This window comes from Amycolatopsis sp. NBC_00438, from assembly GCF_036026695.1.
Taxonomy (GTDB): Bacteria; Actinomycetota; Actinomycetes; order Mycobacteriales; family Pseudonocardiaceae; genus Amycolatopsis.
The window spans coordinates 2032446-2052130 of the sequence record NZ_CP107923.1; the positions used below are offsets into that span (position 1 = coordinate 2032446).

Annotated in this window: 19 protein-coding genes and 1 pseudogene; 7 read left to right on the forward strand and 13 right to left on the reverse strand. The window is 72.0% G+C overall.

The features are described 5' to 3' along the window. Positions 1-60: 60 nt before the first annotated feature. Positions 61-1509, reverse strand: a complete 1449-nt coding sequence (locus tag OG494_RS09715) for an amino acid adenylation domain-containing protein (RefSeq protein WP_328454082.1) — start codon at positions 1507-1509, stop codon at positions 61-63. Positions 1510-1826: 317 nt separating this feature from the next. Here OG494_RS09715 and OG494_RS09720 point away from each other — a divergent pair, with 317 nt between their 5' ends. Further along, entirely contained in the window at positions 1827-2576 is a 750-nt protein-coding gene (locus tag OG494_RS09720; protein WP_328454084.1) for an SDR family oxidoreductase, read from the forward strand. Between the two features lie 95 nt (positions 2577-2671). Here OG494_RS09720 and OG494_RS09725 read toward each other — a convergent pair whose 3' ends face one another. Further along, entirely contained in the window at positions 2672-3280 is a 609-nt protein-coding gene (locus OG494_RS09725; RefSeq protein WP_328454086.1) for a class I SAM-dependent DNA methyltransferase, read from the reverse strand. 243 nt (positions 3281-3523) lie between these two features. Beyond that, a complete protein-coding gene (locus OG494_RS09730; RefSeq protein ID WP_328454088.1) occupies positions 3524-4510 on the reverse strand; it encodes a TolB family protein in 987 nt (328 codons plus the stop codon). 499 nt (positions 4511-5009) lie between these two features. Between OG494_RS09730 and OG494_RS09735 the strand changes: the two genes are divergently transcribed. After that, on the forward strand, positions 5010-5978 hold the full coding sequence (locus OG494_RS09735; RefSeq protein ID WP_328454090.1) for a S1 family peptidase: 969 nt from the start codon (positions 5010-5012) through the stop codon (positions 5976-5978). 27 nt (positions 5979-6005) lie between these two features. Here OG494_RS09735 and OG494_RS09740 read toward each other — a convergent pair whose 3' ends face one another. Both OG494_RS09740 and OG494_RS09745 read right to left on the reverse strand, forming a co-directional pair. Further along, positions 6006-6599 (reverse strand): hypothetical protein, encoded by a 594-nt coding sequence (locus OG494_RS09740; RefSeq protein WP_328454091.1) that lies wholly within the window; start codon positions 6597-6599, stop codon positions 6006-6008. Positions 6600-6677: 78 nt separating this feature from the next. Next, positions 6678-6905, reverse strand: coding sequence for a hypothetical protein (locus OG494_RS09745; RefSeq protein WP_328454093.1), 228 nt, complete (start codon positions 6903-6905; stop codon positions 6678-6680). 375 nt (positions 6906-7280) lie between these two features. Between OG494_RS09745 and OG494_RS09750 the strand changes: the two are divergent. After that, a pseudogene (locus OG494_RS09750) lies at positions 7281-7484 on the forward strand (DNA-binding response regulator); the annotation flags it as partial. 38 nt (positions 7485-7522) lie between these two features. Then, the gene (locus tag OG494_RS09755) at positions 7523-8644 is read left to right on the forward strand and encodes an epoxide hydrolase family protein (RefSeq protein WP_328454095.1); all 1122 of its coding nucleotides are present in this window, start codon (positions 7523-7525) and stop codon (positions 8642-8644) included. 265 nt (positions 8645-8909) lie between these two features. Here OG494_RS09755 and OG494_RS09760 read toward each other — a convergent pair whose 3' ends face one another. Further along, entirely contained in the window at positions 8910-9821 is a 912-nt protein-coding gene (locus OG494_RS09760; protein WP_328454096.1) for a LysR family transcriptional regulator, read from the reverse strand. Positions 9822-10009: 188 nt separating this feature from the next. Here OG494_RS09760 and OG494_RS09765 point away from each other — a divergent pair, with 188 nt between their 5' ends. Genes OG494_RS09765 through OG494_RS09775 form a run of 3 tightly spaced genes read left to right on the forward strand, consistent with a single transcriptional unit; the run spans position 10010 to position 12302 of the window. After that, positions 10010-10633, forward strand: coding sequence for an NADPH-dependent F420 reductase (locus OG494_RS09765; protein WP_328454097.1), 624 nt, complete (start codon positions 10010-10012; stop codon positions 10631-10633). A 43-nt stretch (positions 10634-10676) separates the two neighbouring features. Then, positions 10677-11618 (forward strand): SDR family oxidoreductase, encoded by a 942-nt coding sequence (locus OG494_RS09770; protein ID WP_328454099.1) that lies wholly within the window; start codon positions 10677-10679, stop codon positions 11616-11618. Between the two features lie 15 nt (positions 11619-11633). After that, a complete protein-coding gene (locus tag OG494_RS09775; RefSeq protein ID WP_328454101.1) occupies positions 11634-12302 on the forward strand; it encodes an NADPH-dependent F420 reductase in 669 nt (222 codons plus the stop codon). 309 nt (positions 12303-12611) lie between these two features. Here the strand turns inward: OG494_RS09775 and OG494_RS09780 are convergent, their stop codons facing one another. The 7 genes from OG494_RS09780 to OG494_RS09810 are packed head-to-tail and all read right to left on the reverse strand — an operon-like array spanning position 12612 to position 19683. Further along, entirely contained in the window at positions 12612-14108 is a 1497-nt protein-coding gene (locus OG494_RS09780; RefSeq protein ID WP_328454103.1) for a cryptochrome/photolyase family protein, read from the reverse strand. Between the two features lie 9 nt (positions 14109-14117). Further along, positions 14118-15371 carry an NAD(P)/FAD-dependent oxidoreductase gene (locus tag OG494_RS09785; protein WP_328454105.1) on the reverse strand — a complete coding sequence of 418 codons (1254 nt, stop codon included), beginning with the start codon at positions 15369-15371 and terminating at the stop codon, positions 14118-14120. Between the two features lie 2 nt (positions 15372-15373). Continuing rightward, on the reverse strand, positions 15374-16753 hold the full coding sequence (locus tag OG494_RS09790; RefSeq protein WP_328454107.1) for a cryptochrome/photolyase family protein: 1380 nt from the start codon (positions 16751-16753) through the stop codon (positions 15374-15376). Then, positions 16750-18294: an FAD-dependent oxidoreductase gene (locus tag OG494_RS09795; protein WP_328454109.1), complete on the reverse strand. Its 1545-nt coding sequence runs from the start codon at positions 18292-18294 to the stop codon at positions 16750-16752. The genes OG494_RS09790 and OG494_RS09795 overlap by 4 nt, the downstream gene beginning before the upstream one ends. Further along, positions 18291-19028 carry a class I SAM-dependent DNA methyltransferase gene (locus OG494_RS09800; RefSeq protein WP_328454111.1) on the reverse strand — a complete coding sequence of 246 codons (738 nt, stop codon included), beginning with the start codon at positions 19026-19028 and terminating at the stop codon, positions 18291-18293. The genes OG494_RS09795 and OG494_RS09800 overlap by 4 nt, the downstream gene beginning before the upstream one ends. After that, a complete protein-coding gene (locus OG494_RS09805) occupies positions 19025-19345 on the reverse strand; it encodes a lycopene cyclase domain-containing protein (RefSeq protein ID WP_328454113.1) in 321 nt (106 codons plus the stop codon). The genes OG494_RS09800 and OG494_RS09805 overlap by 4 nt, the downstream gene beginning before the upstream one ends. Next, positions 19342-19683 carry a lycopene cyclase domain-containing protein gene (locus OG494_RS09810; protein ID WP_328454115.1) on the reverse strand — a complete coding sequence of 114 codons (342 nt, stop codon included), beginning with the start codon at positions 19681-19683 and terminating at the stop codon, positions 19342-19344. The genes OG494_RS09805 and OG494_RS09810 overlap by 4 nt, the downstream gene beginning before the upstream one ends. Between the last annotated feature and the right edge of the window lie 2 nt (positions 19684-19685).

The window sequence follows — 19685 nt, forward strand, 5'->3', positions numbered from 1 at the left end:
CGGTCGTGGTCAGGGACACCGCCGCGGGCGTGGCGTCCCTGGTCGGGCCGGGCGACGACGTCACCCGTCGGGCGCGGGCAGCTCGCGGCGGTTCAGTTTTCCGTTGGGGAGCAGCGGCATCCGGTCGAGGACGAGCACCCGGTGCGGGATCATGTGCGCGGGCAGCCGCCCGGCCAGCGCGGACCGCAGGTGCCCGGCGTCGGCGGGGCCCACGACGTAGCCGATCACCCGCCCGTCGCGCAGCGCGGCGGCGGCGCGGACGACCTCCGGCTCCCGAAGCAGCGCGTCCTCGATCGCGCCCAGCTCCACCCGCAGGCCCCGCTGCTCGATCTGGTCGGTGCTGCGGCCGAGGTAGTCGTGGTTGCCGTCGGCGCGGGTCCGCACGACGTCGCCGGTGCGGTACATCCGCGCGCCCGCGACGAACGGGTCGGCGACGAACAGCGACGCCGTCAACGCGGGGCGGTCGCGGTACCCGCGGGCCACGCCCGCGCCGCCGATGTAGAGCTCGCCGATCCCGCCCGGCCCGACCGGCCGGAGCCGCTCGTCGAGAACGTAGGCGTGGACGCGGGGGATCGGCGTGCCGAGCGGCACGATCGCGGTGTCCCCGAGCACGTCGACGTCCGGGCACAGCAGGAGGGAGTCCACAGTGGTCTCGGTGAGGCCGTAGGCGTTGAGCACCACCGATTCCGGGTGCAGCCGCCCGGCGAGCTCGCGGAAGTCGGCCGCGGGCCACCCCTCCGAGCCGACCGACATCAGCCGCATGACGGGCAGCTCGCCCGCGCGGCCGAGGGCCTTCGCCTGGGCGGGGACCAGTTCGGTCGCGTCGCCGCCGTGGCGGCGGATTTCGGCGAGCAGCTCGGCCGGATTCGCCACCGCCTCGCGGGTCGCGATGATCATCGTCCCGCCCGCGAACACCGAGCGCAGCAGGTCGGCGAAGAAGAGATCGACGCCGATCCCGATGACGGACACGAAGGTCAGCGGCTCTTCGCGCAGCCGGAACAGCTCGTCCCACGCCGCGAAGACGTGCGCGAGGTGGCGGTGCTCGACGCCCACCGGCTTGGGCTTGCCCGACGAGCCCGAGGTGTACATGACGTAGGCGAGGTTCTCGGGCCGGAGCTCGACGTCCGGGGCGTGGTCGGGCTGTCCGGCCACGGCGTCGCCCAGCGGTACGTCGCCGGTGACCTCCGCGGTGTTGGTGAGCACGAGCGAGACACCCGCGTCCGCGCCCATCCAGGCCACGAGGTCGGACGGGTACACCGGATCGAGCGGCAGGCAGGCCGCACCGGACTTGAGGACGCCGAGCGCGCCGACCGCCATCTCGAACCCGCGGTCCATCCGCAGCCCCACCAGGTCCTCGGCCCGCAGGCCCCGCCCGGCGACGTACTGGGCGACCCGGTTCGACTCGCGGTCGAGCTGTGTGAAGGACATCCGCTCGCCCGCGTAGACGAGAGCGGTGGCGTCGGGGGTCTCGGCGACCCTCGCCGCGAAGAGATCGAGCAGGCTTTCCACGAGTCCCCTCCCCAGACGGTCCTGCTCTCATCGTGCGGGACCGGCCGCCCCCTCGCAGCGTGGCGGACGGGCGGCGAGCCGTGGTTGCGCCGTTCGGCGCCTCTGTCTAACGTCGGTCGGGCAAGCCTTGGACCATGCTCTTCGCGCCGAAGCCACCTCGGCGGCGTCGGTCGCGAAGCCCACGGCCCCCGGCTCACAGGACAGACCCCGGCGTCGAGCACACGTTCACCGCCCGTGCGGCGCCTGCGGCCCTTCGCCGGCCGAGGCCGCGCACTCCGCGCGGCGGGGACAGCGTGCGGCGGGGGCAGGGGGAGAGTGTGCGCATCGCCGTGGCCGGAGCGGACGAGCTGGTCGGCCCGCACGTCGTCGAGGCGGCTCGCGGGCGTGGCCACGCGGTGGTGGCGCTGGCCGGCGTCGACCTCCTGGACGGAGCCGGGTCGAGCGCCGCTCTGGAAGGCGTCGACGCCGTGATCGACGTCAGCAACTCCACGTCGCTGGACGAAGAGCCGGCCACGAGGTTCTTCACCACGGCCGCGGCCACCCTGCAGCGCGTCGGCGCCGAGCGGGAGGTGCAGCACATCGTGACCCTGTCGGTCGTGGGGATCGACGACACCGGTTTCGGCTATTTCCGCGCGAAGGCGGAGCACGAGCGCGCGGCGGGTTCGGGGCCGGTCCCGGCCACGATCGTGCGTGCGACCCATTTCCACGAGTTCCCCGGGCAGCTCGTGGGCCGGACCCGCGACGGCGACCACGCCACGGTGTTCGACCTGCGCGTGCAGACCGTGGCCGCGACGGCGGTGGCCGCGGCGCTCGTCGAGGTCGCCGAGCGTCCCGCGCAGGGCCGCACACCCGACATCGCCGGCCCCGAACCGGCCGAGGTGTTCGACCTCGCCCGTGCCTTCGTCGACCACTTCGACCTGCGGCTGGAACTGCGGACCGACGAGCACACGGTGGCCGGCATCGCCGAGGACGGCCTCCTGCCCCGGGCGGGCGCGACCATCCTCGGGCCGAGCTACGCCGAGTGGCTCCACAGTCCCGAGGCCGCCGCGCTGGTCACCGACGGCTGACCCGTCCGCCGGACCGTCCGGACGTTCATCGGACAACGCGTGCGGCTCCCCGCGATCGAGACCGCGCCGCCGAGCGGATCGCGGAGACGCCGAGGTCAGGACCTGCGGCGTGCGAACAGAACGGCTCCCGGCTTCTCGTCCGGGTGCAGCAGCAACTGGGCCTCGATCTCGAATCCGGCTTCGCGCAGCCAAGTTGCCACCTGCTCCGGCTGCCGGCGGTGGTCGTTCTTCGACGGGGACTCGTCGCCGACGTGGAATCCCAGTTGCAGCGGTCCGCCCGGCTGCAGCGCCCGGTGGAAGTGCGCGAACACGGCCGGTACCTCGTCGTCGGGAATGTGGATCAGCGACCACCAGGCGAGCAGGCCGGTCACGGAGGCGGCGGGGAGGCTCAGGTCCGTCATCGAGCCCACCTCGAACCGCAGGCCGGGGTGGTCGCGCCGGGCCACTTCGATCATCCCGGGGGAGAGGTCGATGCCGAACGCCTCGACCCCGAGTTCGTTCAGGTGGGCGGTGACGTAGCCGGGTCCGCAGCCGACGTCCGCCACCGGACCGCCGCCGGCGGCCCGCACGTTGTCGGCGAACAACGCGAGAGCCGCTCGCAAGTACGGCTGCCTGACCAAAAGGTCGCGCACTTGGTCGGCGTAGCCGACCGCGATGGTGTCGTACGAGGTTCGAATGTCGGCCTGCCAGTCGTCCGCGCTCATCACCGCACCGTAGTCCAGGATCCCGGTCCCGTGGGGTGCCGGCGGCGGGCCGACGTCCGGCAACGGCTGAGGGACCGGCTCACTGTCCCAACGATCTGCACGCGCCGCCGACCGGCCCCGGCGACCGCGCGACACTTCCGTCGCGCGGGGCCGAGGTCGGCCGGGCCGGACCACCCGAGGTACGGCGACGCGTGGCGGGTCACCGTCCCGGAACCCTCTTCGAGAAACGGGAGCGGAAACCGCTTACTTCTCCCTCAGCAGGTAGACGTTGCCGTTGCCGTCCGCGTCACTGTTGAAGATCAGGTCCGTATCGTTGATGAAGGCGCCGTGCGGGTGCACCGATTCCTCCTTGGACGAGCTCCGGTGCTTGAACATCTTCACGGTGTCGACCTTGGTGGTGCCCGGCTTGATGTAATAGTAGAAGATGTACGGCGTGTCTTCGCCGCCGTCTCCTTCGATGATCGTCTGGGACGGGTTCATGGCGAAGTGGTTGCTGTATTCCTGGGTGTCGTAACTGAGGAACCGCTCTTTGCGGATGTTGTAGGTCACCACCTGCTCCGGCGTGTCACCCTGCTTCCGCTGCGCGAAAGCGGCGTCCCGGCCGGTGGCCTCCCAGAACGGGTGCACGCCATGATCTTCCGGACCGGTCAGGAGTGTCTTCTTCTTCGTCCCGATGTCGACGAGCCCGATCTCGTTCTTGTCGAGCACGTGGTAGAGGAGGGTGTCCCCGTACACCGGGTTGATCAGCACGTGGTCGACCCTCCCGTCGATCTTCTTGACCGTGTCGAGTGCCCCCGTTTTGACGTCGACGGTGACGATCGAGGACCGGTCTTCGTGCTCGTCGTACAGGGACGACGCGATCGTCTTCCCGTCCGACGTCAGGGCGACCACTCCCTTGACGTCGTAGTTGTCCGACACGGTGCGGATCTTCTTCTCCCGGTACGGCGCGCGCAGGCTGACGCTGGTGAACGTCCGGTCCTCGACGAAGAACGCCTCCTCGGTCGCGGGTGAGACGTTGGCGTGGTCGCCGTCGATGTGATCGGAATCCGTCAGCTGCACGAACTTGCCGTTGTCGAGCGACATGAGGTACAGGTTCTTGTGTCCGTCATCCCGGTCCGACATGAACATGACGGAGTCGAGCGACGGAACATAAGGATTCACATCGAGGTACATCTTGTTGTCGAGCGATTTCGACGTGGTGAGCTGAACCACCTCGTAATCGCTGTCCATGGCCGGGAGTTTCTTCCACTCCGCCTCGTACCGCGTGCCCTTTCCGGCATCAAGCGCGGATTCGGCTCCGAGGGCGACGCAAGGAAATCCGACCATGCTCACCGAAACGAGAAGTGCCAAAGGTGTTTTCACGTGAATGAACCCTCCTGGGTCGGGTGCGAGAGGCGCACCGTTATCGACTATAGAAATCGATGTCCTGCTTCACAATGGATCACACCTCATCCTTTCGGGGGTAGCGGGGGATGCCCGTCGCGGCCGGCGTCATGCCTGGTGAGTAACACTCTTTCGTGGCGGCGACGGCGCTCGAATGGCCGCTGTGGACGGTGGGTGCGCGGGCGTAGCGTCGTGGGTCGTTCGTCCACGCCTTCGGGGAGGTATGTTCGTGCGCCCGTCCATTTTTCGTGCTTTGACGCCGTCCGTCGTGATGTCCGTCGTTTTCGCTGTGTGCGCTGTGCCGGCCGCCGTGGCCTCGGCGCTTGATCGCGACTCCGATGTCGCTTTGCTTGCCGCGGCGCAGGATTCGCTGTCGACGACGCTGGGGTCCGCGTTCGGCGGTGCCTGGCTGGACTCCGCCACCGGCGCGCTCGTGGTCGGCGTGACCGATCCCGCGCGCGCGTCAGCGGTCCGCGCCGCCGGGGCGACACCACGGATCGTGCGGCACAGCATGGCGGAACTGACGGCGGCACAGTCCGCGTTGGACAGCTACCGCGGGCAGGTCCCGCCGTCGGTGTCCTCGTGGTACGTGGACGTCAGGCGCAACACGGTGGCGGTCGATGTGGTGCGAGGCGACCTCGAAGGGATGAGCTGGGCACGTCGGCTCGCCCTGGCCGAGGCGCGTGCCGTCGGCGAGCCGGTGCGTCCGACGTGGAACATCGCGGGCGGGCAGTGGATCGTCATCGGCCACAACACGTGCTCGGTCGGGTTCAACGCCCACCGGGGCGGGCAGCGGTACGTGATCACCGCCGGGCACTGCACGAAGGGCGGCCGCAACAACGTCATGGGGACCGGCGGAGTCCTGGGACTGGTGACGGCCACGTCCTTTCCGGGCAGTGACTACGGTCTGGTCTGGGTGGATCAGGTTCTCGCCGAGTCGTCGCCGCGGATCACCCGCCACAGCGGAAGTGACGTGTTCGTCGCGGGAACGACCGCCGTGCCGGTCGGTGGCCGGATCTGCCGCTCCGGTCAGACGTCCGGCTGGCACTGCGGAGAAGTCACCGAGCTGAACGTGACCGACCGCTACGACGGTGGGAAGAACACGGTCTACGGCTTGACCCGCACCACGGCCTGCGCCGAGTCCGGGGATTCCGGTGGCGCGGTCGTCTCCGACCCGCGCGGCTCCAGGTACGTCCAGGCGCAGGGGGTCCTTTCCGGTGCCGCTCTCGAATGCGGTGATCCTGCGGCGTTCTCGGACTTCCAGCCGATCAAGCCCGTGCTGTCCCGGCAACATCTGTCCCTGTACGAGGATTAGCCGTGATACCCGGCGGCGGCCCGCGTTTCAGGCCCGGCAGAAGTTGTCGTGCGCCGCGCGCAGGCGCAGGGCCCCGGGCATCGGGGTGGCCGGATCGCGGAGGTTCTGGAGCAGCAGCACGTTCGCCGGGCCGTGGCCGATGATCCGCATCCGCGGTTCCACGGGGAAAGCCAGTATGCGCACGGCCGGATGTCGGCCGCGTACGGGCCGTACATCGGGTAGCGGACCCGGTCGACCGCGACGTTGCGCTGGTAGGTCCCCGCCGTTTCCCGGCCACCGTGAATCGCCGCAGACCACGGCGAGGTAGCTCGCCGCGAAATTGTCGGAGTCCACGCCGGAGCCGGCAGCCGGGGACTCCGGCTCGTTCACGTCGAGTCTGTGCCACAGCTTCGCGAGGGCGGGCAGGGCAGCGTCCGAGCGGAGGAGGGCCGCGGTGATCGTGCGGAACGTCGTGCCGTCGTAGCCCTGCGCCGGCGCCCGGTCCAGGCGTTCGGCCAGTTCGAAGTACGATCCGGTCGCTGCGCGCCGGGTACACCGCGCCGAGGTAGGTTCCGTAGGAGTCGGGGCCCGGATCCGGTCCATGTCGCGCGCGGTGTTCGCGGTGGTGACGAACGGCAGCACCGCGGCGGTCTCCGACGCAGTGCACTGCCGGGCGACGGTCTTCGCGGGCTCGGCCGCCTTCGTCACGTCCGCCGGGCCCTACGGGAAGGGCGGATTCACGCTCGCCAGCCGCGAAAGCGCGACACCGATCTTCCGCCCGTCCGGGTGACGGTAGTCCAGCGGCACTTCCAGGGTCGCGCAGCTCAGCCCGGGTTCGGCGACGTCGGCCGGGCACGGCCCCCACGCCGGCGGCGGCCGGTCCGTCGCGGCGGCCGCGGACACCCCCGACACGACCGCGGCCGCGACGAGCGCCGCCGGCAGGATCATGGCTTCACCGCATCACCGTCCGGCCGCGACGACCTGTGCCCTCTGTCATGGAGCGGCTCGCGCCCCTGGTGCTTAGGGTGAGCTGGTGAGCGAGCGTGATCCCGGCCGGTTCTCCGTCCGGCAGTGGCCGGACTGGCGCTTCTGGGAGGACCGGCGGCGCCGGGTGGCGCCCGTCGTCGTGAACGGCCTCGCGTTGCTGGTGCCGATCCCGCGGGTCACCCTGATCGCCCGTGAGGGGGACGGCGGGGCACGGACCGTGCTCGCGCTCGCCGCCATCGGCGTGCACAGCGCCGGTTACGCGTTCGCGCTGCTGTGTCGTGCGGGAATCGGTCACCAACGTGCTCCGGCACTCCGACGCGGGACAGTGCCGGGTCCGCGTCGGCCCGGCCTGGGGGCGCGGCCGGGTTCGTGGTCAAGGACTCGCGGCCCGAGCAGCTGCTCAACGCGATCCGCCGGGTCCACGCGGGACTGCGGTTCATCGACCCGGCCCTGGCGGCCGAGTCCGTCGCCACCGGCAAGACCGAAGCCCGCACCCGTGCCGAAGCCGCCCGTCTCGCCGAAGGCGACGGATGGCTCTGAGCCCGTGCCGTCAGAACATCCAGGAAAGGAGCCCGGCGATGGCCGCCGAACCGTTCGAGGTCAGGGTCACCGAAGCCGAGATCGCGGATCTGCGTGAGCGGTTGCGGCGGACGCGGTGGCCCGAGCCCGAGCCGGTGGACGACTGGTCGCAGGGGTTGCCGCTGGCCTACGCGCAGGAGCTGTGCCGCAGCTGGGCCGAGGACTACGACTTCGGGTTCGCCGAGCGGGTCAACGTCTTCCCGCAGTACCGCGACACGATCGACGGTCTGGGTATCCACTTCCTGCACGTGCGCTCGCCGGAGCCGGACGCGTTCCCGCTGGTGGTGACGCACGGGTGGCCGGGTTCGGTGCTGGAGTTCCTGGACGTCCTCGGTCCGCTGACCGATCCGCGCGCGCACGGCGGGGATCCGGCGGACGCGTTCCACGTGGTCGCGCCGTCGTTGCCCGGGTACGGCTGGAGCGACAAGCCCTCGACGACGGGGTGGGGCGTCGAGCGCATCGCGCGTGCCTGGGACACGGTGATGGTTTCGCTGGGTTACGAGCGGTACGGCGCGCAGGGCGGTGACTGGGGTTCGGCGGTGTCCGGCGCGCTGGGTGAGGTGGCGCCCGAGCGGGTCGCGGCCGTGCACCTGAACATGGGGTCCGTGGCGCTGGGCACGTTCGACGACCCGACGCCCGCGGAGCGGGCGAACTTCGAGGCGGCGAAGGAGTTCCAGCGTACCGGCCGGGGGTATTCGGGGCAGCAGGCGAGCAGGCCGCAGACGCTCGGCTACGGCCTGACCGACTCCCCGGCGGGGCAGGCCGCCTGGATCGCCGAGAAGTTCCAGGCGTGGACGGACAACGACGGCCGCGCCGAGGACGCGGTGTCGCGGCAGAAGATCCTCGACGAGATCTCGGTCTACTGGTTCACCGCGTCGGCCACGTCGTCGGCGCGGCTGTACTGGGAGAGTTTCGCCAGGTTCCGGGACAAGGTCACCGCGCCGTCCGGGCTGTCGATCTACCCGCGAGACCTGACCCGTCCGTCGCGGCGGGAGGCGGAGCTGCGGTTCACCGATCTGCGGTGGTTCGAGGAACTGCCGCGAGGGGGTCACTTCGCGGCGCTGGAGCAGCCGGAGTCGCTGGTCGAGCAGGTGCGCGGGTTCTTCCGCCTCTTCCGCTGAGCGTTCTCCCCGTGCCCCGGAAAGCCAGGGCACGGACGATGGTCGGCCGGATACCGGGGGATTGCTCAAGCGGCAGTGGAAACGTCGGAGGATTGCGGCGGTGTGGGAAGGGGCGGGTGCGGCATGCCGTTGAGCAGTCCCGTCCTACCCGCGGCTCGGTGCCGGAGCGGGCGGCAGCTCTGCTCGCGCCGGTCTGCTCGAACCCGGCTCTGAGCCAGTCGTCGAGCGGGCTGTGCCGCGCGTCCTCTGTGGTCCGACGATCTGCTCAACCGTGTTTTGCGGCGGTCTCGCCGCCACGCTGCCACATTTCGTAGTTCCCGCATTCCGCCGTGATCTCGGCCGCTTCCTGAGCGGCGGTGAAGAAGTCGTCGACCACCGGGGAGGTGCGCGATGCCGCCACCGCGAGACATACCTGTTCGGGCGCCAGGTCCGGGATGGGCACGTAGCTGATGTCCGGGTGGGAGTAGAACACGGTCGCCGAACGGGCCAGGAACGAGATGCCCCGGCCGGCCGCGACGTGCTCCAGCGTTTCGTCCACCCCGCGCACCACGTAGCCGGCGTTGGGATGGGGGCGCCGGGTGGGCTGCGTGCTGGCGTCGGCGTGCCAGATCAGCGGCTCGCCGGCCAGATCGGCTTCGGTGACTTCCTCCTTGCCGGCCAACCGGTGGCCCGCGGGCAGTACCGCTACCCGGGGTTCGGTGTAGAGCGGGGCGACGCGCAAGCCGGCTTCGTCGATGGGCAGTCGCACGTAGCCGACGTCGATGCGGCCGTCGAGCAGCATCGGGGCCTGGTCGTCGCTCTCGATCCGTTGCACGTCAACGGGAACGTCCGGGTGTCGGGCGGCGAACAGCTTCACGGCCGGGGCGGTCGCCACCCCTGCCCGGAAGCCGACCATCAGCCGCCGGCTGCCCCGTGCGGCCACGCTCACCCGGTGGCGGGCCGCGTGCGCGGACGCGAGCAGCGGGCCGGCGTCGGCCAGCAGCTGCCTGCCGGCGTCGGTCAGCGTGACGCCGTGGCTGTCCCGCGTCAGCAGCGCGGCGCCGAGGTCCTTTTCCAGCGCGCGGATCTGCCGGCTGAGCACCGGCTGGGCGATGTGCAGCTCCTCGGCGGCGCGGCCGAAGTGCAGCTTCCCGGCGACGGCGACGAAGTAGCGCACCTTGCGCAGGTCCAGATCCATGGAGCCTCCCGGTCCGGCGATGCTTCCAGGGTATCGCAGCAGCTGAAAGAGGTCTTGGACGCGCGCTCGGGCCGCTGGCAGCCTCGGGAACAGGACGCCGCCCAGGCACGTCATCCGGGCGGTGTCGACGACTCGACGTGGACGACGACGGGCAGCGTGTCCCGTCCGGCTCCGGAAAGCAGCACATCATGAGCAGCGTCAGCATCATCGGCCTGGGAAGCATGGCCCGCGCCATCGGCGCCCGCGCGGTCGAGGGCGGCCACACCGTCGAGGTCATCGGCCGTGACGCGGTCAAGGCCGAGGAGGTGGCCGCGGCACTCGGTGGCGGTGCCACGGCCGGGACGTTCGGCACCACCCCGGCCGGTGACCTCGTCATCCTCGCCGTGCCGCACGCCGGCGGCGTGCCGGTGGTCACCCAGTACGGGGACGCGCTGGCCGGCAAGGTCGTCATCGACATCTCCAACACGTTCGCCGGCCCCGACGACACCGCGCTGGTCACCCCGGAGGGCAGTTCCGGCGCGCAGGAGATCGCCAAGGCCGCCCCGGCGAGCGCGCACGTGGTCAAGGCGTTCAACACCGTCTTCGGTCACGTCCTGGCCCGGGGCGGCCCGCTGGACGTGGTCTTCGCCGGCGACGACGCGGGGGCCAAGGCGAGGGTGTCGGCGTTCATCGAGAGCCTCGGGCTGCGCCCGCTGGACGCGGGTGGCCTGGAGATGGCGCACTGGCTGGAGGGTGCCGGCCTGTTGCTGATGGGCCTGGCCCGCAGCGGCGCGGGGTTCGACGTCGCGCTGGGCGTCACCATCTTCGAATAACCGCGGCACAACCACTCACATCCCGTTGAGGAGCAGGAGAACCATGCGTGTTTTTGTGACGGGCGGGACCGGCCACGCCGGCTCGCACCTCGTCCCGGAGCTCATCACCGCCGGGCACGAGGTCACCGGCCTGGCCCGGTCGGACGCCGCCGCGGCGGCGTTGTCCGCACTCGGTGCGAAGGTGCGTCGCGGCAGCCTCGAGGATCTCGATGGGCTCAAGGAAGCGGCTGCCGAATCCGACGGCGTGATCCACGTCGCGCACCGGCAGGACCTGCTTCCCTCCGGCGGGATGGACGCGGTGGCCGCCGCGGAACTCCCGATCGTGCTCGCGTACGGCGAAGCACTCGCGGGAACCGGGAAACCCTTGGTCGCGGCCGGGAGCATCGGTTCGCCCGGGAACGGCAGGACCCTGGACCGGCCGGCCACCGAGGAGGACCCGGCCCTGCCGGTCCGCGATGAGCACAAGGGCACCCTGCGGGCTCGTAACGTCGTGGAAGCCGCCGTGGCGGGCCTCGCCGAGCGGGGAGTGCGGTCGTCGGTCGTGCGGCTTCCCACCATCATGCACAGCACGACCGATGCGGGCTTCCTCACCACGCTGATCGCCGTCGCGAAGGAAAAGGGCATCGCCGGCTACCCCGGAGACGGCGCGAACCGGTGGAACGCGGTCCACGTCCGCGATGCCGCCTCCCTGTTCCGCCTGGCGCTGGAGAAGGGCCCGGCCGGCCGGTACTGGCACGCGGTCGAGGACGAGGGCATCCCGTTCCGCGATATCGCGGAGGCCATCGGCAGCCGCCTGGGCCTGCCCGCCGTGAGCATTCCGCTGGACGAGCTGATGCTGCCGGGATACTTCGGGTTCCTCGCGGCGGTGGTCGCGCTGGACTTTCCGGTGTCCAGCCGCAGCACCCGCCGGACGCTCGGCTGGGAGCCCGTCCGGCCCGGCCTGCTCGCCGATCTGGACAACGGCCATTACTTCCCCGCAGGCTGACGGAAGGTGTCGGACATGACGACGGTGGGATTCATCGGAAGTGGCAACATCGGCCGTGCCGTCGCGCGTCTCGCGGTCGAGGCCGGTCATCACGTCGTGCTCAGCAACTCACGCGGTCCCGAGACGCTCGCGGACGCCGTCGCGGAACTGGGGCCGCGCGCGGCCGCGGCGACGAGCGGGGAGGCCGCCGCGGCCGGCGACATCGTCGTGGTCACGGTGCCGGTCGAGGCCTTCCCCGACTTGCCCGCCCCGCCCCTGGCCGGGAAGACGGTCATCGACACGTGCAACTACGGCCCCGAGCGTGACGGGCACATCCCCGAGCTCGACAGCGGATCGCTCACCTCGAGTGAGCTGCTCCAGCGCTACATCCCGGACGCCGTGCTCGTGAAGGCGTTCAACAACATCTTCCACGAACACCTGCTGGCACTCGCCCGCCCGGTGGGAGCGGCCGACCGCTCGTACCTGCCGATCGCCGGGGACTCCGCGCCGGCGAAAGCGGAGGTGACCGAATTCCTCGCAGCCATCGGGTACGGCGTGGTGGACACCGGGACGCTGGCCGACAGCTGGCGGCAGGCGACGGGCACTCCGGTGTGGGGAACCCCGTACGGGCCGTTCTCGGACGAGAACGGCCGGCCGGCCGGCGAGAACGCCATCCGCGCGGCACTGGCCACCGCGAGGCGCTGACCCGGCCATCCCCGCGCGTTCGACGACCGCGGTCAGGCGCGCGGATCGCGTACGGGCCGTGCTCAGCTGAGGAGTGGTCACCTCAGTCCTTCGGAACGTGCTCCCCGGGACCGGTGCGGTGCCGGGCCGCGAGCCGGGTCCGCGTGCGGAGGCCCAGCCGAGGTGCTGCGGGAATCCGTCCTGATCCCCGGCGACGCCCCCGTTCCGGCCTGACGGTCGCCGCCGTCCTGCTGCAAGGAGATCGGATCACGGCGCGAACGTCCGACCTGGTCCGGATCGCGGGCGCCACAGCATCCAATGTGGGCCGGCTCAGAAGTGGTCGCGGTCCGCTTCCCGGGCGACGACCTCGTCGAGGTCGGCCAGCCGGCGCAAGCCGTTCAGCGGCTGCCGCATCCGGTGGTTTCCGCGCAGCCGCTCGGCGTTGCGGTCGAGGAACGCCCAATAGCCCGCGGTGAAGGGGCACGCGCGCGGCCCCGTCCGCTGCTTGGGGTCGTAGACGCAGCCGCCGCAGTGGTCGCTCATCCGGTGGATGTACGCGCCGCCGGCGGCGTACGGCTTGGTCCCGACGATGCCGCCGTCGGCGTACTGGCTCATGCCGATCACGTTGGCGGGCATCACCCACGGGAAGCCGTCGACGAACGCCGTGGCGAACCAGGCGGTCAGCTCGGCCGGGTCGTACCCGCGCTGCAGCGCGTGGTTCCCGAGCACCATCAGCCGTTCGATGTGGTGGGCGTAGCCGCGGTCGCGGACGCCGGCCAGCGCGGTCCGCAGGCAGGCCGCCTCGACGGCGTCCGCGTCCAGCTCGAGCCACCACGCCGGCAGCTTCCGCCGCGCCTGCAACGCGTTGCGGCGCAGGTAATCCGGGCCCAGGTGCCAGTACAGGTGCCACACCCACTCGCGCCAGCCGAGCACCTGCCGCACGAAGCCTTCCACGCCTTCGAGCGGCGCCGTCCCGTCGCGCCACCGCGCTTCGGCCTGGCGCACGACGTCCAGCGGGTCGAGGATCCCGAGGTTGAGCGGGACCGACAACAGGGCGTGCGCCATCGCCCAGTCGTGGGTCAGCATCGCGTCCTGGTGCGGGCCGAACGCGGCCAGGCGGTGGTCGAGGAACCGGCGGAGCGCGCGCTGCGCCTCGTCGTGCCCGACCGCGAACCGGCGCGGGCCGTCGACGCCGACGGGGTGGATCGTCCCCGTACGCTCGGCGCGGTCCAGTTCGGCGCGGACCCGCTCGTCGATCGCGTTTTCCCGGGGCTGCCAGGGCGCGGGGACGTCGAGGCGGGTGGTCTTCGGCGGCGGCTCCCGGTTGTCGCGGTCGTAGTTCCAGTGGCCGCCCGCGGGCGAGCCGTCCGGTTCCAGGAGCACCTCGAACCGGCGGCGCTGGTCGCGGTAGAAGTCCTCCATGACGAACCGCGTCCGCCCGGACGCCCACTCCGCGAAGTCGTCTTTGGACCGGACGAACCCCGGTGTGGGCAGGATGGCCTCGACGGCACCTTCGTCGCGCAGCCGGCGGACGAGCGCGTCCGCGGCGTGGGAGTTCGGCTCGTGCACCACCACCGGCCGCCCGAAGCGGCGCAGCCCGGTGCGGTAGTCCGGGGCGTCGAGCAGGGTGACGCGGTCGCCGAGGTCCTCGGCCAGCCGGTACAGGGCGGCCTGGACCAGGTGCAGCTTCTGCCGGTGGAACGGTTTCGCGGCGAACGCGGTGGCCGACCGGATCAGCAGCACCTCCCGGCCGTGGTGCTCCGGCGTGCTGTGGAAGTGGGGCCCGAGCTGGTCGGCGAACAGCCACAGGGCCGCCTGTCCTCGCATGCGGCGGACCTAACGCGCCCCGGCCGGCCGCGAAGCCTCGGCCAAGCCGGCCGAAACGGCGCGAGCGGTGCGGCCGCCGGAAGCGAGCGCTCCCTGCAGCGAGCTGGTGTCCCGGTGGTCTCCGCAGACGTAGATGCCGTCACCCAGCCCGACCGTGCGGCGGATTTCGTGCGGTGGGCGCATCACGGGCAGGCCGTGGGCGATCTCGTAGCGGCGGAGCACCGGCCAGCGGCTCGCGTCCGTGCGGTACAGCCGGCTGAGAGCGGCTCGCACTTCGGTGTCCGGCAGCGAGCTGAGCGCCGACGCGCTGACGAGGACCCGGCCCGCCGGGGCGTAGGTCGGGCACACCTCGGTGAGCACCGCCGTGTTCACGACCGGCCCGCCGCGGGCGTCGACCACGATGACCGGCTCCGGCAGCGGCGTCTCCGGTGGGGTGAAGTACCACGTCGTGACCCCGTTCCAGGCCGGCTCCGGGATCCCGTCGAGCAGGCGGGAGGCGGTGCTGCCGTCGGTCGCCACGACCACCGCCCGCGCCCGCCACGTGTCGCCGCCCGCCGTCCGGACGAGTCCCGGCCGGACCTGGTCGACCGGCGTGCCCGTCCGGACGAAACCGGACGGCAGCCGCCGGGCGAGCTGACGCGGCAGCTCGCCCATCCCCAGCGCGGGCAGCGACGGCGCGGAACGCAGGAAGCTGCGCCACACGAGCTGGAAGAAGCGGCCGGACGTCGCCAGCTCCGCCTCGAGGAACACCCCGGACAGGAACGGGCGGAAAACGGTGTCCAGCGCGCGTTCCGACACGCCCGCCAGCCGCAGTTCTTCAGCGGTGGAGCGGTCTTCGCCGTGGACGATCGCGCGCGCCGGACCGGCGGCGACGCGGGCGGAAAACGCGGCCAGGGCGGCCAGGTCCTTCACCGAGAGGTAGCGGCGCGCGGCGACGTCCCGAATCGCCTTGGGCGCGTCGAGGGGGTGGCCGAGCAGCGACAGGCGATCGTCGTCGGCGACCCGGACCGCGCGCCAGAACCGCCCGAGCCGCAGCGCGTCGACGTCCACGAGCCGCCGGATGGCCGGATAGGCCGGGTTGAGGATCTGGAAGCCCCGGTCGAGGCGGAAGCCGTCGACGACGTCGGTGCGCACCCGCCCGCCGACGTCGTCGGAGGCTTCGAGCACGGTGCACGGAACCCCCGCCCGGTGCAGGTGCAGTGCGGCGGCCAGGCCGGCGAGGCCGGCGCCGACGATCACCACGCCGGTGTCGTGAGTGGCCATCGTCAAGCTCCTTCTCGGTTGTTCGCGCGGGCGTTCTTGAACCGCTCCGCGGCGTCGCGCAGATCGACCAGCGGCCGCGGGTACCCGGTCTCCGCGAGTTCGGCGGCGCTCAGCTTCCAGGGTTCGTGGACCGCGGGCCCGGGGATGTCGCGCAGTTCGGGGACGTACCGGCGCACGTAGTCGCCGGACGGGTCGTAACGATGGGCCTGCAGCACCGGGTTGAGGACGCGGTTCGGCCGGCTGTCGGTCCCGGTGCCGGCCACCCACTGCCAGTTCAGCTGGTTGTTGGCCACGTCGCAGTCCACCAGCAGTTCGGTGAAGTGCCGCGCGCCCAGACGCCAGTCCAGGTAGAGGGTCTTGGTCAGGAAGCTGCCGACGATGAGACGCGCCCGGTTGTGCAGCCAGCCTTCCCGGGCGAGCTGGCGCATCCCGGCGTCCACGATCGGGTAGCCGGTCCGGCCCGAACACCACGCTTCGAATTCCCGGCCCGGCCGGCGCCACCGGTCCGCGCGGGGGCGGTAGTCCTCCGTGGCGCACTCGGGCCGGGCCGCGAGCACCTGGTGGTGGAAGTCGCGCCAGGCCAGCTGCCGGGTGAACGCCCGGGCGCCCGCGGATCCGGTCCCGGCGCGGTGCAGCAGCTCGGTGACCGACACCGTGCCGAAGTGCAGGTGCGGTGATAGCCGTGAGGTCCCTTCGCCGGCCATGTCGTCGTGGAGCGCCTCGTAGTCGTCGATCGCCTCGGCCACCCAGCGCGCCATCAGCTCACGCCCGGCCACCTCGCCACCCCGGGCGAGGTCGGGCGAGCGGTCCCCGGCGCGGATCCGGTCCGGCGTCGGCAGGGCCGCGGAACGGAGGCGGGGCACGGTGAGCCGCCCCGGCGGCCGCAGGACACCCCGCTTCGGCGCACCCGACCACTTGCGGAAGTACGGCGTGAACACCGCGAAGTGGTCGTTGCCGCCGGACGGCGTCACCGAACGCGGCGCGACCGCGGTGATGGACGCCTCGTGGACGTGCAACGCGACGCCTTCGCGCCCGAGAGCCTCGCGAAGGGCGTCTTCGCGTCGGTGTGCGAAGCCGCTGACGTCGGCCGCGACGTGGACTTCGCCGACCGCGTGGTCGCGGACCAGTCGGAGCACCTCCTCGACCACCGCGCCCCGGCGCAGGACGAGGTGGCCGCCGAGGCCGCGGAGCCCGGCGTCGAGGTCCTTCAGGCTGTCGGCCAGGAAGGCCGCCCGGTTGGGGCGGTTGAACGGGCGGGTCGTGATCGCGTCGTCGAGCACGAACAGCGGGATGCACCGGCCCGCCGCGGCGGCGGCGTGCAGGACGGGGTTGTCGTGCACCCGCAGGTCCCGGGTGAACAGGGCGATCGAGGCGCTCGTCATCGGGTGTCCTTCGTCCGGGCGGCGAGGCGGTTGAGCAGGCCGAGGCGGCCCCGGTTGGGCACCGAACGGAGGGGGTGGCCCGCGACGCCCCAGCCGGTCAGCAGCCGGTTCGCGGCGGTCCAGCCGGTGGTCGCCGCGCGTTCCATCAGCGCGACCGGCAGGTCGACGCGGACGCCGTCGCCGGCGAGCACCAGGCCCGGGGTCGTGGTGGTCACCGTCGGCCGGCTGGCGAAGGAGCCCACGCCGAACAGCGGGCAGTCTTCCCGCCACACCGTGATGTCGTCGATCGTGCGGGCCGCCGCGGTTTCCGGGTAGATCTCGTGCAGGCGTTCGTCCAGCTGCTTCGCCAGACTGTCCACATCGGACGTCGTGGCGGCGTAGGCGTGCAGCTCGACCACGGAGCCGCCCGTGTCCCGCGCCCAGCGGCGGGCTTCGCCCTCGAACCGGTCGAGGACGCTGATGTTGTCCAGCGGGACCAGGCTGCCGGTACCGAGGAAAGCCGGCCGCTCCGGCCTCAGCGGCCGGTCGAGCCACAACCGGCGGACGAGGAACCCCGGTGCCGGCCGGAGCCCGGCGATCGAGGAGCGCCACGCCGGAGTGCCGAGCGCGGGCGAGGCGTCGACGATCGCCTGGAGGCCGCGCAGGTCGCACGCCAGCACGACCGCGTCGAACTCCTCCGCCGGCCCCCGCGCGGTGGTAACCCGGAACACGCCACCGCGCCGGTCGATCGTTTCGACGGCGCTGCCGGTGCGGATGTCCGTGCGCCGCTCGGCCAGGTAGTCCGCCAACGGCGACCAGAGGGCCTGGGGGAAGGGCTCGGTCGGCACGTCGAAGACCAGGCCCTCGCTCGAGCCGAGGAAGTAGATGTGGAACATCGCGGCGAGTTCCGCGGCCGACAGGTCGCGGGGATCGGCGAAGAAACTCCGGGAGAAGACCTCGAACGCCAGGTGCTTCGCCGCGGCCGGGAACTTCAGCCGGTCGAGGAAGGCGGCGGCGTCGAGGTGGTCGAGGTGGTCGTAGACCCCGGGGACGTCGACGGTGGCCAGGGGGAGCGCGGCACGCGGGTCGAGCGCCAGCAGGTCGCGGGGCCGGAAAGTGGGGCTGCGCCAGGCGAACGCGAGCGCGTTCAGCGGCGGCGTCCGCGGCAGCCCGGCGAAGGTGTCGGTGCGGCCGTGGGCGTCGAGCAGAGGGTAGTCCTCGAGCGGTGCGAGCCGGTCCAGCCGGGGGTCGGTGCGCCGCAGCAGCGCGCGCAGGTTGTAGTACTGCCGGAAGAACGCGTGGAAGCCCCGGCTCATGGTGACGCCGGTACCGTCGGCCAGCCGGGCGGGCCAGCCACCGACCCGGCCGCCGAGATACGGTTCCCGTTCGTGGATCGTCACCTCGGCCCCGCGTTCGGCGAGGCCGGTCGCCGCGGTCAGCCCGGCGATGCCCCCGCCGATGACGGCCACCTTCGGCCGCCGGTCCAGCCGGTCGGCCGACGGCAGCCCGGCCGGCGCGGGGTGGTGGGCGATCCGGCGATCGCGCCCGAGAGGCGCGCTCACACGGCTGCCCGGGCTTTGCGGCCGAGAAACGTGTGCACGATCCCGTGCTGCCAGCCGGACATCGTCGCCGAGCGCACGTCGGTGAATCCCGCGGCGCCGAGACGGTCGCGCAGCGCGCCGACGCCGTCGAAGCCGAGCACGCTGCGCCGCAGGTGCCGGTAGAGCGTCGCGTCGCCGGTGGTGAACCGGCCCAGCGGGATGATGATCGTGGCGCACACGACGTTCCAGACGAGCCTGGCCCGCGCCGAGTCGGCGACCGAGTACTCGTGCAGGGCGATCGGAGCGCCGGGGCCGAGCAGCGCGCCGAGACCGCGCAGCCGGGCGTCCGGATCGGCGAGGTTGCGCACCAGGTAGGCCGCGAGGATCGCGTCGAACGGGCCGGTGATCCCCGAGTCGCCCAGGTCCTCGACCGTGGTGTGCACGAACTCGACCGGTTTCGGCCAGCGCTTGCGCCGGGCTTGCGCGAGCATCTCCGCCGAGGCGTCGAAGGCGGTGACGTCGGCGGCCGGGTAGACGTCGAGCAGGGCCGCGGTCGACGCGCCGGTGCCACAGCCCGCGTCGAGGATGCGCAACCCGGCGCCGGCACCGGGCAGGCCGAGCCGCCGGGCCGACCACCGGAGGTGCTTGTGGTAACCGGGGTTGGCGCCGACCAGGCGGTCGTAGGACGCCGCTTCGGTGTCGAAGGCCGCCGGGACCTGGGCGCGGGGCAGGCCGTCTTCCGACAGGGAGCTCATCGGGTGTCCTCCTTCCGTGCCGCGCGCTCCCACAGCAGCAGGACCGCGGTCACCAGGGCGAAGCCGAACAGGAAGTCCTCGACCGGGATGTCCCAGGGGAAGCGGAGCCCGGTGATGTGCCGGGGGTCGTACCGCACGATGGCGTGGGACAGCTTGGTCAGCCAGCCGTCCACCGGGATCTGGAAGCCGGTCACGATGACGACGGCCGCCCAGTAGGCGGGTTTGCGGAACAGCCCGGTCCGCAGGACGCGGAGTTCGAGGGCGACGACCGCGACCACGGCGACCACGGCGGGCACCGTGTAGCCCCACGGGATCACCGCCGCACCCGCCTCGAGGCGAGGCGCCGCACCACCGGCACGATCAGGCCGACCGTTTCGTAGGTGAGGATCCCGCAGATCGGGATGACCACGAAGAAGAGCACCTCTTCGAGCGGGATGCCGAACGGGGCCATGATCCCGGTGAGGCTCTCGGGCGCGTAGTCCCAGACCCCGCGGGCGATGGCGATCGCGTCCCACACCAGGAAGACCAGCGCCACGGGCAGGATCGCGCGCACGAGCCGGCCCGGCCGCCGGTACACCCGGGCGCCCGCCAGCTCGAGCGGCAACGTGACCAGGACGCACCCGCCGAGGACGGCGAGGTATTCCAGCTTGCCCATGG

What these genes read in the sequence shown, in the direction of transcription:
- OG494_RS09730 (WP_328454088.1), bottom strand. Translation starts at nt 4,510, where the DNA reads ATGGACAGCGATTACGAGGTGGTTCAGCTCACCACGTCGAAATCGCTC.
- OG494_RS09765 (WP_328454097.1), top strand. Translation starts at nt 10,010, where the DNA reads ATGAGCAGCGTCAGCATCATCGGCCTGGGAAGCATGGCCCGCGCCATC.
- OG494_RS09755 (WP_328454095.1), top strand. Translation starts at nt 7,523, where the DNA reads ATGGCCGCCGAACCGTTCGAGGTCAGGGTCACCGAAGCCGAGATCGCG.
- OG494_RS09775 (WP_328454101.1), top strand. Translation starts at nt 11,634, where the DNA reads ATGACGACGGTGGGATTCATCGGAAGTGGCAACATCGGCCGTGCCGTC.
- OG494_RS09770 (WP_328454099.1), top strand. Translation starts at nt 10,677, where the DNA reads ATGCGTGTTTTTGTGACGGGCGGGACCGGCCACGCCGGCTCGCACCTC.
- OG494_RS09810 (WP_328454115.1), bottom strand. Translation starts at nt 19,683, where the DNA reads ATGGGCAAGCTGGAATACCTCGCCGTCCTCGGCGGGTGCGTCCTGGTC.
- OG494_RS09725 (WP_328454086.1), bottom strand. Translation starts at nt 3,280, where the DNA reads ATGAGCGCGGACGACTGGCAGGCCGACATTCGAACCTCGTACGACACC.
- OG494_RS09780 (WP_328454103.1), bottom strand. Translation starts at nt 14,108, where the DNA reads ATGCGAGGACAGGCGGCCCTGTGGCTGTTCGCCGACCAGCTCGGGCCC.
- OG494_RS09800 (WP_328454111.1), bottom strand. Translation starts at nt 19,028, where the DNA reads ATGAGCTCCCTGTCGGAAGACGGCCTGCCCCGCGCCCAGGTCCCGGCG.
- OG494_RS09790 (WP_328454107.1), bottom strand. Translation starts at nt 16,753, where the DNA reads ATGACGAGCGCCTCGATCGCCCTGTTCACCCGGGACCTGCGGGTGCAC.
- OG494_RS09745 (WP_328454093.1), bottom strand. Translation starts at nt 6,905, where the DNA reads ATGATCCTGCCGGCGGCGCTCGTCGCGGCCGCGGTCGTGTCGGGGGTG.
- OG494_RS09785 (WP_328454105.1), bottom strand. Translation starts at nt 15,371, where the DNA reads ATGGCCACTCACGACACCGGCGTGGTGATCGTCGGCGCCGGCCTCGCC.
- OG494_RS09760 (WP_328454096.1), bottom strand. Translation starts at nt 9,821, where the DNA reads ATGGATCTGGACCTGCGCAAGGTGCGCTACTTCGTCGCCGTCGCCGGG.